Here is a 15,707-nt window from a genome sequence, read left to right on the forward strand (position 1 = left end):
CCCATTTATGACGGCTTTGCCTGTTAACAATGTGATTCGGGTTTCCCGGGCGATATCGCCCGACAATGAAGCTGCGTCAGGATCAGGAGAAGGCTTCAGGAGGGGGGGTCAGGACGTCGGAAACGGGGCTGTGGTACACCGCTCGGACCGCTGTGGCATTAACGCGGGCGGCGGATTGAACAGGGGGCACGGATGTTCCGGTGGCCATGCCGTAAACAGACGCGGAGGCGCAATGAGGGGTCGCCAGGTGACAATTCTGTTGCTCGGGGGTATCGCACTGTACCGACACTCCGGACGGATTCATGCTCGAGGAATGGTTCATGCCGGCGTTGCCAACCTTGGCCATTCCGTTGCAGCCGGTAGCGTTGAGGCTCGTGTTCGTCGCGTTGGCATTGGCTACCGCGGCAAGCCCCTGGGTCGGGCCGCCGATCAACAGCAAAACGCTTAACAATGCTGCGAGGAGTTGGCGAGACGGCATGTTGGTTTCCGTGTGTCGAACGGTTATCGCCGCCCTGACCTATACTCTGGTTCAGATGCTTTTTGAACGCGGGGAGAGCGGCAAGCAGAGCAGCAACTTTGATCGTTGAGGTGATTATAAAACCTTTGATCAGGTCATACGTCAAGCGACGGCACTGTTATTTTTTGTTGGGTGATTACGGGTTTGATTGAGATCAACGTGCGGTCTGATTCGCTCAAATAATTCAGCTTGAATTCAGGTGGCTGTGCTTTGCTTTGCTGGCGTGTTCCTACGCTATCCGGGTGCGGTCCTGATCTGAAGCACAAGCAGGCTGGATTTTTGTGGAGGATCTGATCTTGAAAAAGTCGGTGCAAGCGGAAAAAAGCAATGCCGAACCTGGCCCGTTGACGCCGGATGAACTCCACAGAATGGACGCCTACTGGCGGGCCGCCAACTACCTCTCGGTGGGGCAGATCTACCTGCGCGACAATCCGCTACTCACCGAGCCACTGACTCTGGAGCACGTCAAGGCGCGACTGCTGGGACACTGGGGAACCACCCCGGGGCTTAACTTCATCTACGTACACCTGAACCGGATCATCCGAGCGCAGGATCTGAATATCATATACATCACTGGCCCCGGACATGGAGGGCCGGGCCTGGTTGCCAATACCTGGCTGGAAGGCAGCTACAGCGAGCTTTATCCGAACATTCCGCAGAACGCAGCGGGCATGCAGCGTTTGTTCAGGCAGTTCTCGTTTCCCGGTGGCATACCAAGCCACGTGGCGCCCGAAACCCCGGGCTCCATCCACGAAGGGGGCGAGCTCGGTTACTCCCTGTCCCATGCCTTCGGCGCGGTATTCGACAATCCGGAGCTCATTGCGGCGTGTGTGGTCGGTGACGGCGAAGCCGAAACGGGCCCACTCGCTACCGCCTGGCACTCCAACAAGTTTCTCAATCCTGCCCAGGACGGCGCGGTACTGCCGATACTGCACCTGAACGGCTACAAGATCGCCAACCCCACCGTGCTGGCGCGCATTCCCCGTGATGAGCTGGAGAGCCTGTTCATCGGCTACGGCTACCGGCCCTATTTCGTTGAAGGCGATGAGCCCGCGCGGGTGCACCAGCGTATGGCGGCGACCCTGGATACGGTCATGGCCGAGATCAGGGAAATCCAGCACGAAGCCCGCACCAGGGGCGCCGCCGGGCGCCCGCGATGGCCAATGATTGTCCTCCGAACCCCAAAGGGCTGGACCGGCCCGAAAGAAGTGGATGGCCTGAAGAGTGAAGGTACCTGGCGCTCGCACCAGGTACCTTTCTCAGCGATGGCGAGCAAGCCTGAGCACCTGAAGCTGCTTGAAGACTGGATGAAAAGTTACCGCCCTGGAGAACTGTTCGAGCCGAACGGGGCCCTGAAACCGGAGCTGGCAGCTCTGGCACCGAAAGGTGAACGGCGCATGGGCGCCAACCCGCACGCCAACGGCGGGCTGCTGCTCAGGGATCTGCAACTGCCCGACTTTCGCGAATTTGCTGTTGCAGTCACCAGCCCCGGCGCGGAGCAGGCGGAATCGACCCGGGTTATGGGTACCTACCTGCGCGACGTGATGCAACTGAATAACGAGACGCGCAGCTTCCGTGTGATGGGTCCGGATGAGACCAACTCCAACCGCCTTGGCGCGCTGTTCGAGGAGACGGACCGCGCCTGGATGGCCGAAACCCTCCCGGGAGACGATCACCTGGCGCCGGACGGCCGGGTCATGGAGATCCTCTCCGAACACACCTGCCAGGGCTGGCTGGAGGGGTATCTGCTGACCGGCAGGCACGGGCTATTTTCCTGCTATGAGGCTTTTATTCACATCATCGACTCCATGTTCAACCAGCATGCCAAGTGGCTTAAGGTTGCCGGTAAAGAGGTCCCCTGGCGTCGCCCCATTGCCTCACTCAATTATCTGCTGACTTCCCACGTCTGGCGCCAGGACCACAACGGTTTTTCGCACCAGGACCCCGGTTTTATAGACCATGTGGTGAACAAGAAAGCCGACGTTATTCGCGTCTACCTGCCGCCTGATGCCAACACGCTGCTGTGCGTAACCGACAACTGCCTGCGCTCGCGCAACTTCGTGAATGTCATCGTGGCCGGCAAGCAGCCCGAGCCACAGTGGCTCGGCATGGACGCGGCCATCAAGCACTGTACCGCGGGTATCGGCATCTGGGAGTGGGCCAGCAACGATGAGGGCAGCGAGCCGGATGTGGTCATGGCGTGTGCCGGCGACGTGCCGACACTGGAGATCCTGGCGGCGGTGGATATCCTGCGCCATCACCTGCCCAGGCTCAGGGTGCGGGTGATCAATGTAGTGGATCTCATGACCCTGCAGGATCAGGCGGAACACCCGCATGGTCTGTCTCACAAAGACTTCGATACCCTGTTCACCACCGACAAACCGATTATCTTTGCCTACCACGGGTATCCCTGGCTGATCCATCGCCTGACCTACCGGCGCACCAACCATAAGAATCTCCATGTGCGCGGCTATAAGGAGGAAGGCACCACCACCACGCCCTTCGACATGGTGGTGCGCAACGACATGGACCGTTTCCATCTGGCGGCAGACGTTATCGACCGGGTTCCGCAATTGGGGGCTCGGGCAGCCTATCTCAAACAGTGGCTGCGGGACCGGCTTATTGAGCACCAGCATTACATCACCGAGCACGGTGTTGATATGCCGGAAGTAACACAATGGCAATGGGGAACGCCGGCCGGCTGAGGAAGTCTTTTTGCACGAGGGCATGACTGCGATGAGTGTTAGCCCTTTTATCGTCAACCAGGTGTAAGAGGTAACCGGTAATGGATATCAGAACGTTTCGGGAGCTGATTGAGTGGACACGGGATCTGCATGCCAACCTGGCACGTTGCATGTCCCATTGCGCGACAAAGAATGAAGAGGAACGGGCAAAGGCGCTGTTGGACTACCTGGCAACCCATGAGTCCGAAATGGAACGCATTGTGACTGAGTTTGAACAGCAGGGAGACCTTAAGGCCCTGGAAACCCGGGTTTACGATTATCTGTCCCATAACCCGATCAAAACCCACCGAACCTGCGACGAGCCATACGCGAAGCTTGATTTTGCGGGCATCTGCCGCGAGGTCTTCGATTTCCATGACCAGATTATTGATCTCTATAAAACCATGGTCGGAAAAGCCGAGATTCCTGAAGCGCGGGAACTGCTCGAGTCGCTCCTGACTATGGAAGAAAATGAATCCATGCGCCTGGCCCGCCAGATTGGCCGCATGGACGATCTCTGAGAGTTGTTGATCTGGCAAACCGTCGTCCGTTTTGCGCAGCGAGGGATTATGGGTTCAGCCAACCAACTAAAGGCCTTTCTGATCGGCATTGATACGCATCAGGAGCCCGTCATCTTCATGCGGGATGATTGTGAGGTGTGCCGATCAGAGGGACTGGCCGCACGCACCAGGGTGGGCGTTACGGCAAAGAACAAATCTATTATCGCGACGCTCAATGTGGTCTACGGCGGGGCGGTTCCGGAGGGCCATGCAGGGCTTTCCAACATTGCCATGGAGCGGTTGGGCGTATCGCCTGGGGAGCCGGTATCAGTCCACCACGCGCCGGTTACTGAATCATTGAGTCTGATGCGAAAGAAAGTGTTCGGCCACGCACTGAGCCAGGATGAGTTAACCAGAATCGTCGCCGACATTTCCGAGTATAGATACAGTGATCTTGAAATTGCCTGCTTTTTAAGCGTTTGCGCCGGTGGCCGGCTGGCTTTGAATGAAATTGCCGGGCTGACCCAGGCCATGGTCGACTGCGGAGAACACCTGACGTGGGAGGGCACCACCCGGGTGTTCGATAAGCACTGTGCGGGTGGCCTCCCCGGCAACAGGACCACACCGCTTGTGGTGTCCATCGTCAGTGCGGCAGGGCTGGTCATGCCCAAGACGTCTTCCCGGGCCATTACCTCGTCTGCCGGCACGGCGGATACGATGGAAGCTCTGACAACCGTCAATCTGGCGTTGGCAGACATTCAGCGTGTCGTCAGGAACACCGGTGCTTGCCTGGCTTGGGGAGGGGCCATCAATCTCAGCCCGGCGGATGACCTGCTGATCCGAATTGAGCGGGCACTGGATCTGGACGGTGAAGGGCAGCTAGTGGCCTCGGTTCTATCGAAGAAGATTGCTGCCGGCTCAACCCATGTGGTGATAGATATTCCGGTGGGTGCGACCGCAAAAGTCCGAAGCCGTGAGGAGGCTGACCGACTGTCCTTTCTGTTTTCTGAAGTGGGCGCTGCCTGCGGGTTGGTCGTCCGCTGTGTTCTGACGGATGGCAGCCGCCCGGTCGGCTCGGGCATAGGGCCGGTGGAGGAGGCTCGGGATGTGATGGCGGTGCTTCAGGGAAGGCAGGAAGCTCCGGATGACCTTAAAGAGCGAGCGTTGCTGCTGGCGGCTCATGTGTTCGACATGGCGGATAACGGCGGACTGGAGGCCAGCCAGCAGAAGGCCCGGCACATTCTTGAAAGTGGCCGGGCCTGGGAACAGTTCCGGCGCATTACGCAAGAGCAGGGCGGGCTGAAACAATTGGGGAATGCCAGGGTCCGGCACCGGGTATTAGCCACCGAACCGGGGACCATTCTGTCTGTTGATAATCGCCGGCTGGCTCGCCTGGCCAAGCTCGCCGGTGCACCGGCGAGCCCTGCGGCCGGGTTGCGGTTATTTGCCCACGTGGGCGATACCGTAGCAGTTGGGGATCCACTCTACGAGTTGCTGAGTGAAAGCACCGGCGAACGGGATTATGCCCTGGCCTATATAGCGGGTGAGGCCCCAATTTTTTCCCTTCAGACGGAGAGGTGATTGTGGGCAAGAGTAGCGAGCGAGTGGTTCTGTTTTGCCTGGAAAACCATCCCTTACGGGAAAAGCTGTGTGATCAGCTTGGCTTGGAGCAGGGGCGTCTGGAATTTCGCAGGTTCCCCGATGGTGAGTCCTACCTGCGTATCGATACTCCGGTCAGTGGTGCGCGATGTATTGTGTTGGCTGACTTGTCCTATCCGGACACCAGGTACCTTGCCCATCTGTTCCTTTTCGAGACCCTTCGGGAGCTCGGTGCACGCTCGGTGGGGCTGGTCGCACCCTATCTGTGCTATATGCGTCAGGACCGTCGTTTCCGGGCCGGGGAGGCGGTCACCTCCGGTGTGTTTGCACAATCTTTGTCGCGCCATATCGACTGGCTGATAACGGTTGACCCGCATTTGCATCGATATCACTCCCTCGGTGAAATTTATAGCGTACCTACCCAGGTTGTTCAGGGGGCACCTGCACTGGCGAGCTGGCTCAGGGGGCAGAACGATCTACTGCTGGTGGGCCCGGATGCCGAGAGTGAGCAATGGGTTGCCAGTATTGCAGAGGCCAGCAGTCACCCTTATGTCATCGGTGCCAAGCAGCGCCTGGGTGACCGGCGTGTCGAAGTCGCACTGCCGGATTTATCCCGGTACCGGGGCCGCACCGCCATCATCATAGATGACGTCATCTCCAGTGGCCGCACGGTTGGTGAATGTGTCAAAGCGCTAAGGTTGCAGGGCATGGAGGCTATTCTCTGTGCTGCGGTGCACGGCATCTTTGCCGAGGCTTCGGATCAGTATCTTTTGGCTGCGGGCTTACAGTCTCTGGTGACCACCAACACCATTCCACACAGTACCAACGGGATTGATATCAGTGAGTTGCTGGCGCCACCGATCAGGCATTTTCTCAATCAAGACGGGAGTAAGAGCCGATGAATATTACGTTCCTGGGTGGCGCCGAGACGGTTACCGGATCCAAGTTCCTGGTTGAAGCGGGTGAGACGCGGGTTTTGGTTGATTGTGGCCTGTTCCAGGGTTACAAGTGGCTGAGAAAGCGCAACCGGCAGCCATTGCCGCTGGATATAGAATCACTGGACGCAGTGCTTCTGACCCACGCCCACCTGGATCACTCGGGCTATATACCCGTGTTGTACAAGCAGGGGTTTCGCGGGGCGGTTTATACCCATCATGCAACCCGTGATTTGAGTGAAATACTGCTGGCCGATAGCGGCCATCTCCAGGAAGAGGAGGCGCATTACCTCGGCCGCCATGGACTGAGTAAACATGAGGTTCCGGCGCCACTGTATGATCAGAATGATGCCGAAGCCTGTATGGAGCTGTTTGAGCCGGTAGGCTTTTATGAGGAGGTCTTGCTCGGTGATATACGCTTCCACCTGCATCCGGTAGGGCATATCCTCGGGGCCGCCTGCATCATTATTGAGGCGGAAGGAAAATGCATCGGGTTTTCCGGTGATGTCGGGCGGCTCAATGATATTTTCATGAGGGCGCCGGCTCCTCTGCCAGCTCTGGACATGCTGATGCTGGAGTCAACGTATGGCAATCGTCGGCATGACAACGCGGACCCGTTTTCGCAGTTGGCAGATATCGTCAATGAAACCGTCGACAAAGGGGGCAATATATTGATTCCGGCCTTTGCCGTGGGCAGGGCGCAGGTGTTGCAGCACATGTTAACTGCCCTGATGCGGTCGGGGAGAATTCCGAAGTTGCCAGTATATCTGGATAGTCCCATGGCAATTGATGTTTCCGAAATCTACTGCCGCTATGAGGATCAGCACCGGTTGAGCCGTTCAGAGTGCCATGAAATGTGTGGCACCGTTCAATACAGTCGCAGTGTTCAGGACTCCAAGGCGCTGGCTGACCAGGCATACCCCCACGTAATCATTGCCGGCAGTGGCATGGCAACAGGCGGACGCATACTTCATCACTTCAAGCGTCTCCTGGGCCAGCACCGCACAACCGTTATCTTCGCCGGCTATCAGGCCGGGGGAACACGAGGGGCCAAGATGGTTAGTGGAGCGGAAAGGGTGAAGATCCACGGTGACTGGTTTCCCGTCAAGGCCCGGGTAGAGGTGTTGAGCGGGCTTTCCGGACACGGGGATTTCACAGAGATTGAACAATGGCTTGCCCAGAGTGCTTTGGCCCCCGAAACGCCGATTAACCTGATTCATGGGGATCCGGAGGCGCTGGAAGCCATGCGGGATCATCTACGCATGAATAGCCGATATTCGGTAGAGGTGGCCGGTTATCACTCCATTGTGCGGATCTGAGCTGTGCCGGGAAGCCGGCGCCAGCGCCCGGAAATTGACTCGCGTCAAATAGATGCATCTTCAGGAAGGGTTTTCAGTTCTAGTTCAGTTTGGCGTGTTCAACTGGGATTGAAGCATTTCTTTTTCGCAAGCGTGCAACGGCCGCTTTTCTGCCGAAAAAGAATCATTCTGCCGTTCTGTTCCGAAGGTGACCTTATGAAATACCCGTCGCGAAAATCGTGGTTTTGGAGCCTCGTCGCCATGTTCTCGATGAGTCTGTCAACGGCGGTGTCTGCGGACGGTGGTCGCGCCTTCATTCCCATGGGGACGGCGGATTCTGTGGGGGTCATGAACCTGGAAACCCACCGATTAACATCGACGATCTCCGGTACGGTCAATACCCATGGATCAGCGCTGACTCCGGATGGCCGCTACCTCGTTGTGGGAAGCCTGACTGCCCATGACAATCAGGAACCTCCCATGCGACCGGAGGGTGTCACGGAAGATGATCACGCCGCCCATCACGGTGGCGGCGGCGCCGCAGCTCCGGAATTATCCGGTACTGGTCGGGTTTATGTCGTGGACACCAGCACGAACGCCATGGAACGGGTATATGAGGTACCGGGGCCAGTGCATCATGTTCTGGTCACACCGGATGGTCGCTATGCCGTTTCCACACATCCGATGGGTGGGGGTATCAGCGTTGTTGATCTGGATTCCGGAAAAGTCGTTGACGTTATCGCGACTGGCCCTTCTCCCAACTATATAGCGACGACGGGCGACGGCCAGACGTTATTCGTCAGCAATACCGGTAACGGCACGATCAGTGAAGTGGATACCGGGAACTGGTTCGTCAAGCGCAATGTGCTCGTAGGTGGAGGCCCGGAGCACATGGCTCTCGCCCCGGACGGTGATCATCTGTACATCAATGATGCCGCCTCCGGTGAAGCCCTTAAGCTGCGGCTTTCTGACGGTGTCGTGACGGCTCGCTACCAAATTGGCGAAGCGCCTCATGGTCTGGGCCTGAGCGCCGATGGAAAGACGCTTTTTGCCACCAGTCAGGGTGATGAAAGGCTTGTTCGCATAGACCTCACTCCCGGCATCCGAAAAAGTATCCCGCTCGCCCCGGCTCCCTACCACCTGGCGGTTTCCCCTGTCGATGGCCGCATACTGGTAACCAGTCGGGGGGAGGCTAAGCTTTGGGTACTTGACCCGGTGCTTCTGGAGATTGTTGATGAGATCCGGTTGGGCGGCATCGGCCATCAGATCTCGATTGACAAGCAGTGACGATCGCAGAGTTGAATTGCTCACAAAAGGAACTGTCATGGATCGGCGCTTTAAAATCACATTGGCCGTATTTGCGGTTATTGCACTGTTTTTACTGTGGGGGGAACACAAGGTTCATCTTCTCGGCGCCTTGCCCTGGCTGATATTGCTCGCATGCCCGTTAATGCATCTGTTCATGCATGGCGGGCACGGTCATCACAACCCCGAAGGCAAACGAGGGGATCCGCACGATGAACAGTGAGATACCCAGTTATGGTTTATGGGGACTGGTGGTTCTGAATTCAGCCGTTTTCATCTTTTTCGCCTTCAGTTTTTTTAAACCGCAGACACGCCGGGACTGGCGTTCATTCGGTGCGTTCAGTGCGTTTCTTGTTGCTCTGTTTACGGAGATGTACGGGTTCCCGCTGACCATCTACTTTCTCTCGGGGTGGCTGCAGTCACATTATCCTGAGGTGAACTGGCTGACTCATGACAGCGGCCATTTGCTTGAAATGTTGTTTGGTTGGCAAGGCTCCCCGCATTTTGGGCCCTTTCATCTGTTGAGCACGGTTTTTATAGGGGGAGGCTTCTATCTGATTGCAGCAGGCTGGCGGACTCTGTACGCGGCTCAGAAAGACGGGGAGCTTGCAACAACCGGACTCTACGCCTATGTCCGCCATCCGCAGTACGTGGGCTTTGTGTTGATTATGTTCGGATTTCTCCTGCAGTGGCCAACGCTGTTGACCCTGATAATGTTCCCGGTGTTGCTCTGGATGTATTCACGACTGTCGATAACTGAGGAGCGGGAAGCCGAAAAGACGTTCGGAGAGGCCTGGCAGCATTATGCCGCCAAGACACCAAGGTTTTTCCCCAGGTTACGGGATTTAGAGCGTAAGGTGCGAAGATAATCAAGAGAGGGCCTGGCAAATGAAATTCTGGATAAACGTTGTCTTTTTGTTTGCCATATCGGGGCGCCTTTTCGCGGCAGATCCCTCGGCTGTTTCTTTGATAGAAGCCATGGAGCAAACCCTCTGGTCCGACAGTAACCACGGCTCTTACGTCATGCGTATCGAAAGTGAATACTGGACCCGGGAGCTGCAGCTGGAAGCCTGGATGGACCGGCCCGATCACACGTTAATCCGCATTCACTCGCCGAAAAAGGAGGCGGGCGTGGGCTCGCTGAGAATCGGTGATGCCATGTGGAATTACCTGCCAAAGGTCGACCGAACCATCAAGATCCCGCCGTCGATGATGCTGCAGCCCTGGATGGGGTCCAACTTCAGCAACGACGATCTGGTCAAGGAAAGTTCGTTTGTCGACGACTACACCCATGAGGTTGCCGGGGTAGATGCTTCTGGCGAGGTGCCTGTGTATCGGATTGTTTCAACGCCAAGGCCCGACGCGCCGGTGGTCTGGAGCCGGCTTGAATTTGAGGTTCGCGCGGACGCTATCCCCGTGTCGGTGGCCTACTTCGGGGAGCGGGATCAGCTCGTCAAACGGTTGACCTATGAACAGGTCAAGACCATGGACGGGCGCCGGATACCGACGCTGTGGACCATGGTTGATGCGGACAACCCCGAATCCCGCACCGTCATCAGAATTGAAACCATCCAATTCGATCTTCCTTTGGACAAGTCCCTTTTTTCACTGCGCCGTCTGCGCAACCCGGAATGAGTCCCCGCTATGAGCATCGTCAATGTGCAGAATGTCTCGCGGATCTACCGGCAGGACTCCATTGCCGTCAAAGCCCTGAATGACGTATCGGTGGCCATTGAGCCCGGTGAGTTCACCACACTGGTGGGACCTTCGGGGTCGGGCAAGACCACCCTGCTGAACCAGATCGGCGCCCTGGACGAGCCGGATAGCGGGCATATTCAGGTGGCGGGCGAGGAAATTACCGGGCTCAGCCGCAAGAAGCGCACCATTCTGCGGTTGTGGAAGATTGGCTTTGTATTCCAGGAGTACAACCTCATCGGCGTACTGTCGGCCCAGGAGAATGTGGAGTATGTGCTCATGCTTCGCGGTGTTCCGTTTCGCGAACGACGAGCCGAGGCACAGCGCATTCTCGCGGAGGTTGGGCTGCGAGGAATGGAGCAACGTCTGCCCCACGAACTCTCTGGCGGCCAGCAGCAACGTGTGGCGGTGGCCAGGGCCATCGTCAGCAAACCCGCCATTGTCCTGGCCGATGAGCCCACCGCCAATCTCGACTCCACGACCGGTGCAGCCCTGTTGGACCTGATGCGGGGGCTGAACGCCGAGCACGGGATTACGTTTGTGTTCTCCACCCATGATCCAATGGTGATGGAGCGGGCGCGCCGGGTGATCCATCTCCGGGATGGCGTCATTGAGCGCGAGGAGCGCCGGCCGTGATCGCCTGGCTGCGACTGGCGTTTGGCAATCTCCGGGTCAATCGTCGGCGTACCGGGATCACCCTGTTGTCGGTGGCGGTCGGTGTCGGTGGGCTGGTGTTTCTGTGGGCGTTTATCGACGGCATCAATGCACAGATGATCAACAACATGACCGGCTATGTGACCGGCGACCTGAAAGTGCATCAGCGCGGGTTTCACGACGACCGGGAAATGAACATTGCCCTGGCCGAGCGCTGGAACCTTGCCCAGGAGGTGTCCGCCGTAACCGGTGTCGCGGCGACCACGGCCAGGGTGACAGGCAACGCGCTGGCCAGCCATGGCAACCAGTCCAGGGCCTTGCAGGTAATGGGGGTCGACAGTGCAATCGAGCCAACGGTCACCCGGCTGGATCGGTCGATTGTTATGGGCCGCTATCTGGAGGGGGGCAATGAGATCATTATGGGCGTGGATGCCGCCGATGCCCTGGAGGTGTCCCCGGGCGAAGAGCTGGTGCTGGTGGTCCAGGCGGCGGACGGCTCCATTGGTGCGGACCGATTCGAGGTGGTGGGTGTTTTTGAAACCGGCATCAAGCGAATTGATGGCTTCGTGGCCCAGATGCCCCTGGCGTCTGCCCAGGCACTCTATGCCTTCCAGGGACGGTTTACCGAGATAGCGGCCCGCGTAGAAGATTCCGACCGGCTCGAAGCGGTGGTTGCAGGCCTGCGGAATCAGATGCAGGCCCGGAACGTAGAGATCCTGGGGTGGCCAGCGCTGATGCCATCGCCGGTACAAATGGTCGCCTTTCATGATGCTGTCGCCTACATCGTGATCTTCGTGGTGTTTGTGGTGGTGGCGGCCGGTATCGTTAACACCATTCTGATGTCGGTGCTGGAACGTGGCCGGGAATTCGGTGTGATGATGGCGCTGGGTACCCCCAGCAGCCGTATTGTCTGGCTGGTGCTTCTGGAAACAGCGATTCTGGCTGGTCTGGGCTACCTGTTGGGGCTGGCGTTGGGTCTGTCACTGACGGGCTATTTCGGTACCCATGGGCTGGACTTCAGTGCCTATATCAAGGCCATGGATACCATGCCGGGGCTGAGCGGTATCGTCTATCCCACCATCGAGCTCCAGCGCCTGGTGGTCATTGGCGTTGTGGTGGTGTCTGTCGCTCTGCTGGCAGCGGCCATCCCGGCCTGGAAAGCCAGCCGAAACAGCCCGCTGGAGGCGATGGGCGCACGGCGAACTATGATCAACCGTATCCGCCGGATCCATTGGCAGGTGACGTCTGATCATCGGCTGCTGATTTTTGCGCAAATGGCACTGCGTTCGGTTTTCAGAAATCCACGACGGTCTGTAATCACCGCCTCGGCGACTGCGTTCGGGCTGGCTGCCTATCTGTTCCTGTATGCCTTTGCCGATGGTTTCTTCGAACAGATGATTCACAACTCGACACAGCAGCTTAGCGGGCATGTGCAGGTGCTGGAAGGGGGGCACGACGTCGATCTGTCGCCGGCTTTACGCATTGCCGACAGTCAGGCACTGCAGCGGCAGTTGCAGGCGCGCCCTGAGGTTGAGGCTGCCGCATCCCGGGTGGTGCTGCGTGCCATGGTGGCCAACCCCGGTAAAAGCCTGCCGGTGGAACTGGTGGGTATTGCTCCGGAACAGGAGAGGGCGGTTACGGAACTTTCCGGGTACATGGAGCAGGGCACCTACGTTCAATCCGGGGAGACGGGAATCGTGATTGGCCAGAAACTGGCCGAGGAGTTGGGTGCCCGATTGGGGGACAAGCTGGTCATTACGGTCCAGCAGGCTGGGGGAGATCTTGCCTCCAGTGCCCAGGCCATTCGCGGTATCTACCGCACCGGCAGTGACCTGTTCGACACCGAGTATGTCTTCACCGATATCAACGTAGCCCGCCGCCTGGGTGGACTGCTGGAAGACGAAGTCTCGCGAATCGTGCTTAGGCTGTCAGACCGCGCAGAGAGTGCCGGCCTGGCGCGAACCCTGAACCAGTCGCCGCTTCTGACCAACGACGGACTGGTGGCCCAGGACTGGGAGACCTTGCTCCCGGTGGTGGTGCAGATGGTGGAGATGAGCCAGGTGGATTTCTATCTCATCCTGTCGGTGGTTTTTGTGGTGGTCGCCATAGGTGTCATGAACACCATGGTGATGTCAGTGATGGAACGTACCCCGGAACTGGGCGTGATGCTGGCGTTGGGCACCAGAGGGTCGCAACTGCAACTGACGATTCTGTTTGAGGCTTTCTTCCTGGCACTACTGGGAATGCTGGCAGGATCGGTGGTTGGCGGACTGCTCGTCGTCTGGCTTGGCACTACCGGCATCGATCTGTCCTCGATCAGTGGTGCCCTGGAAGCCATCCCCGGCATCACCGATCGTATCTATCCGGTGCTGATTTTCGATCACGTCTGGCTTCCCAGCCTGCTGTTGTTCCTGTGCTCTGTGTTGGTGGCGCTGTATCCGGCCTGGCGTGCCTCGCGACTGGATCCGGTGGAGGCCATCCGCCATGGCTAGGCGATCTCCACTGACGCTGGTCGCGATGGCCTGGCTAATGCTGGCGTCAGACGCTGGGGCGGACTTCAGCCATTCGGGATCGCTCAAGAATCTGAGCGTTGGCTCGCGCTCGTTGATTGACGACAGTCGCTACTTCTCGAATCTTACCCGCCTGCGTATTGAGCCCCGTTATCGCTATCGGGACTGGGTTGTGGATGCGGCCTACGACCTGGAGCTGGTGACCGGCAGTTTCCTGGACAGCCCGGAGTTCGCCCTGCTCAGGGACGCTTCCGATCCGCGCTACTGGGATCTTCAGGGGGACGTGCACGAATCGGGAGATGTGTTGGCGCGCCATCAACTTTACCGTGGCACGATCCAGTGGCGCTCGCCGGTCGGTGACTTCAGGTTTGGCCGTCAGCAAGTGAATTGGTCCACGGCGCTGATCTGGAACCCCATGGATATTCTCAATCCTGTCAGCCCACTGCAATTGGAGCCTGATGAACGCATTGGCGTGGACGCGCTGTTATGGGACAGAGCCTGGGGGGCAACCGGCCGGATCAGCGCCGTGCATGCGCCGCAACACACGGACCAGAATGCCAGCACGGCGGCACGGGCCAAGCGTTTTTTCGCCGGGGTCGATGCCGGCGTAATGATGGGCGAGTTCGCCGACGTCACCAAAGCGGGTGTCAGCGGCAGTGGCTCCGTGGCTGGCACCGGTTGGCGCACCGAACTCGTCTGGAGCGAGCCAGATGCGGGTGATAGTTACTGGCAGGGAGTAGCGGATCTGAACTGGGCGTTTCGCAACGGGTTCAATCTGGCCGTTGAATATTTCTATAACGGTCAGCCGGTATCGCCGGGAACGACAGGTCTGGCCAATCTTGTGTCCGCGCAGCCCCTGTATGCCGGGCGTCATTATGCCGGACTACTGGTATGGCAGGATATCAACCCGTTCTGGCTGTACCGGGTGGTGGCCGTCCGTAATGCCGATGATGCCAGTTGGGTGCTTTACCCGAGATCCACGTGGATACTGCCGCTGGGTCAGGAGATCTACTTCACTGCCGGAGCCCAATGGTTCGGAGGTGACCAGGACAGCGAGTACGGGAGACTGGAGCCGCTTGGGCTGATGGAGATTCAATGGTTTTTCTGAAGGTCAGATACCGGCGTCGGGCCGCCGTTGCGCTTGCCGTGATGATCTGGGGCGTCAGCTTTTTTCTCCACTTTTTTTGGGAAATGGTGCAGGTTCCGTTCTTCACCGATATGACTGAGACCCGTCATTGGGATGTGGTGTGGTTGTGTACCCGTGCCACTATCGGAGATGCCAATGTAGCCGTCGGCGCATATGCAGTTGCGGCATGGATATCAAGGGACTGGTTTTGGGCCGTGGGCGGCTGGAGACGGACCAGCCTGTCCGTTTACCTTGCTGTCGGGCTGATTGTAACGATCCTTTTTGAGTGTTGGGCAACAGGGGAGGGCGACCGGTGGAATTATAGCGAGTTAATGCCGATTCTCTCATGGACCGGCACCGGAGTGCTTCCTCTCGCCCAGTGGGCTTTATTACCACTGGTCACGATATTGATTGTCAAATGGATGTTTGTTGGATGGTCAATGTTGAGAGCCAAGTGAAAGAGAGATGGTGGAAGTTGAGAGGCGGCAATTGCTATATGTTTAACGTGTAATAAATAGCCGAGAACCTTCAATGACAGGCGGTCGACTATTTGCTTGGACTGTTAATCCTGAATTTGTCTCAGTAATTCAGTCCGGTTTCAGGTTGGTGTGATTTACTTGTTCGCGATCAGGGCGCCGGTTGTTATCACTTGTTACAGCCTGTGCCCATGTCTCCGCGAGTTAACTTCGCCGCAGGGTTTACCCTGCGGTATTTTTTTGTTCTTCCTTAGTGAATTATATTGAAATGGCAGCTGTTTAATAAAATACGAATAATCTTTTCGTCATTTCATCTCCTATTGGTTGGTTAGTTTATTAAAACACCAGTTTCTGATTTATCCTGAAATT

The 15,707-nt window shown here is 57.7% G+C and carries 14 protein-coding genes; all 14 read left to right on the plus strand.

Features of this window, described 5'->3' with window-relative positions:
* Window positions 1–302: 302 nt before the first annotated feature.
* Window positions 303–587, plus strand: a complete 285-nt coding sequence (locus CLH61_RS06585) for a hypothetical protein (protein ID WP_099613913.1) — start codon at window positions 303–305, stop codon at window positions 585–587.
* 226 nt (window positions 588–813) lie between these two features.
* Entirely contained in the window at window positions 814–3,222 is a 2,409-nt protein-coding gene (locus CLH61_RS06590) for a phosphoketolase family protein (protein ID WP_099614205.1), read from the plus strand.
* A gap of 80 nt (window positions 3,223–3,302) precedes the next feature.
* Window positions 3,303–3,761, plus strand: coding sequence for an ATPase (locus CLH61_RS06595; protein WP_099613914.1), 459 nt, complete (start codon window positions 3,303–3,305; stop codon window positions 3,759–3,761).
* Between the two features lie 48 nt (window positions 3,762–3,809).
* Entirely contained in the window at window positions 3,810–5,321 is a 1,512-nt protein-coding gene (locus tag CLH61_RS06600) for a thymidine phosphorylase family protein (RefSeq protein WP_099614206.1), read from the plus strand.
* Window positions 5,322–5,323: 2 nt separating this feature from the next.
* Entirely contained in the window at window positions 5,324–6,241 is a 918-nt protein-coding gene (locus CLH61_RS06605; protein WP_228152556.1) for a ribose-phosphate diphosphokinase, read from the plus strand.
* Window positions 6,238–7,593, plus strand: a complete 1,356-nt coding sequence (locus tag CLH61_RS06610; protein WP_099613916.1) for an MBL fold metallo-hydrolase RNA specificity domain-containing protein — start codon at window positions 6,238–6,240, stop codon at window positions 7,591–7,593. The genes CLH61_RS06605 and CLH61_RS06610 overlap by 4 nt, the downstream gene beginning before the upstream one ends.
* A 195-nt stretch (window positions 7,594–7,788) precedes the next feature.
* Window positions 7,789–8,859 carry a YncE family protein gene (locus tag CLH61_RS06615; protein ID WP_099613917.1) on the plus strand — a complete coding sequence of 357 codons (1,071 nt, stop codon included), beginning with the start codon at window positions 7,789–7,791 and terminating at the stop codon, window positions 8,857–8,859.
* Between the two features lie 37 nt (window positions 8,860–8,896).
* Window positions 8,897–9,100, plus strand: a complete 204-nt coding sequence (locus CLH61_RS06620) for a DUF2933 domain-containing protein (RefSeq protein WP_099613918.1) — start codon at window positions 8,897–8,899, stop codon at window positions 9,098–9,100.
* Window positions 9,090–9,746, plus strand: a complete 657-nt coding sequence (locus CLH61_RS06625) for a methyltransferase family protein (protein ID WP_099613919.1) — start codon at window positions 9,090–9,092, stop codon at window positions 9,744–9,746. The genes CLH61_RS06620 and CLH61_RS06625 overlap by 11 nt, the downstream gene beginning before the upstream one ends.
* Window positions 9,747–9,765: 19 nt before the next feature.
* Complete coding sequence (locus CLH61_RS06630; protein ID WP_099613920.1) at window positions 9,766–10,512, plus strand: outer membrane lipoprotein-sorting protein; 747 nt, start codon at window positions 9,766–9,768, stop codon at window positions 10,510–10,512.
* Window positions 10,513–10,521: 9 nt separating this feature from the next.
* Window positions 10,522–11,208 carry an ABC transporter ATP-binding protein gene (locus CLH61_RS06635; RefSeq protein ID WP_099613921.1) on the plus strand — a complete coding sequence of 229 codons (687 nt, stop codon included), beginning with the start codon at window positions 10,522–10,524 and terminating at the stop codon, window positions 11,206–11,208.
* Entirely contained in the window at window positions 11,205–13,718 is a 2,514-nt protein-coding gene (locus CLH61_RS06640) for an FtsX-like permease family protein (RefSeq protein WP_099613922.1), read from the plus strand. Before CLH61_RS06635 ends, CLH61_RS06640 begins: the two co-directional genes overlap by 4 nt.
* The gene (locus tag CLH61_RS06645; protein WP_143752103.1) at window positions 13,711–14,844 is read left to right on the plus strand and encodes a hypothetical protein; all 1,134 of its coding nucleotides are present in this window, start codon (window positions 13,711–13,713) and stop codon (window positions 14,842–14,844) included. The genes CLH61_RS06640 and CLH61_RS06645 overlap by 8 nt, the downstream gene beginning before the upstream one ends.
* The gene (locus CLH61_RS06650; protein WP_099613924.1) at window positions 14,832–15,320 is read left to right on the plus strand and encodes a hypothetical protein; all 489 of its coding nucleotides are present in this window, start codon (window positions 14,832–14,834) and stop codon (window positions 15,318–15,320) included. Before CLH61_RS06645 ends, CLH61_RS06650 begins: the two co-directional genes overlap by 13 nt.
* Window positions 15,321–15,707 lie beyond the last annotated feature (387 nt).

Source organism: Marinobacter profundi (assembly GCF_002744715.1).
In the GTDB taxonomy this organism is placed as follows: domain Bacteria; phylum Pseudomonadota; class Gammaproteobacteria; order Pseudomonadales; family Oleiphilaceae; genus Marinobacter; species Marinobacter profundi.

Coding starts and splice junctions, on each gene's coding strand:
- CLH61_RS06585 (WP_099613913.1), top strand. CDS start 303: ATGCTCGAGGAATGGTTCATGCCGGCGTTGCCAACCTTGGCCATTCCG.
- CLH61_RS06595 (WP_099613914.1), top strand. CDS start 3,303: ATGGATATCAGAACGTTTCGGGAGCTGATTGAGTGGACACGGGATCTG.
- CLH61_RS06600 (WP_099614206.1), top strand. CDS start 3,810: ATGGGTTCAGCCAACCAACTAAAGGCCTTTCTGATCGGCATTGATACG.
- CLH61_RS06610 (WP_099613916.1), top strand. CDS start 6,238: ATGAATATTACGTTCCTGGGTGGCGCCGAGACGGTTACCGGATCCAAG.
- CLH61_RS06615 (WP_099613917.1), top strand. CDS start 7,789: ATGAAATACCCGTCGCGAAAATCGTGGTTTTGGAGCCTCGTCGCCATG.
- CLH61_RS06620 (WP_099613918.1), top strand. CDS start 8,897: ATGGATCGGCGCTTTAAAATCACATTGGCCGTATTTGCGGTTATTGCA.
- CLH61_RS06625 (WP_099613919.1), top strand. CDS start 9,090: ATGAACAGTGAGATACCCAGTTATGGTTTATGGGGACTGGTGGTTCTG.
- CLH61_RS06630 (WP_099613920.1), top strand. CDS start 9,766: ATGAAATTCTGGATAAACGTTGTCTTTTTGTTTGCCATATCGGGGCGC.
- CLH61_RS06635 (WP_099613921.1), top strand. CDS start 10,522: ATGAGCATCGTCAATGTGCAGAATGTCTCGCGGATCTACCGGCAGGAC.
- CLH61_RS06645 (WP_143752103.1), top strand. CDS start 13,711: ATGGCTAGGCGATCTCCACTGACGCTGGTCGCGATGGCCTGGCTAATG.
- CLH61_RS06650 (WP_099613924.1), top strand. CDS start 14,832: ATGGTTTTTCTGAAGGTCAGATACCGGCGTCGGGCCGCCGTTGCGCTT.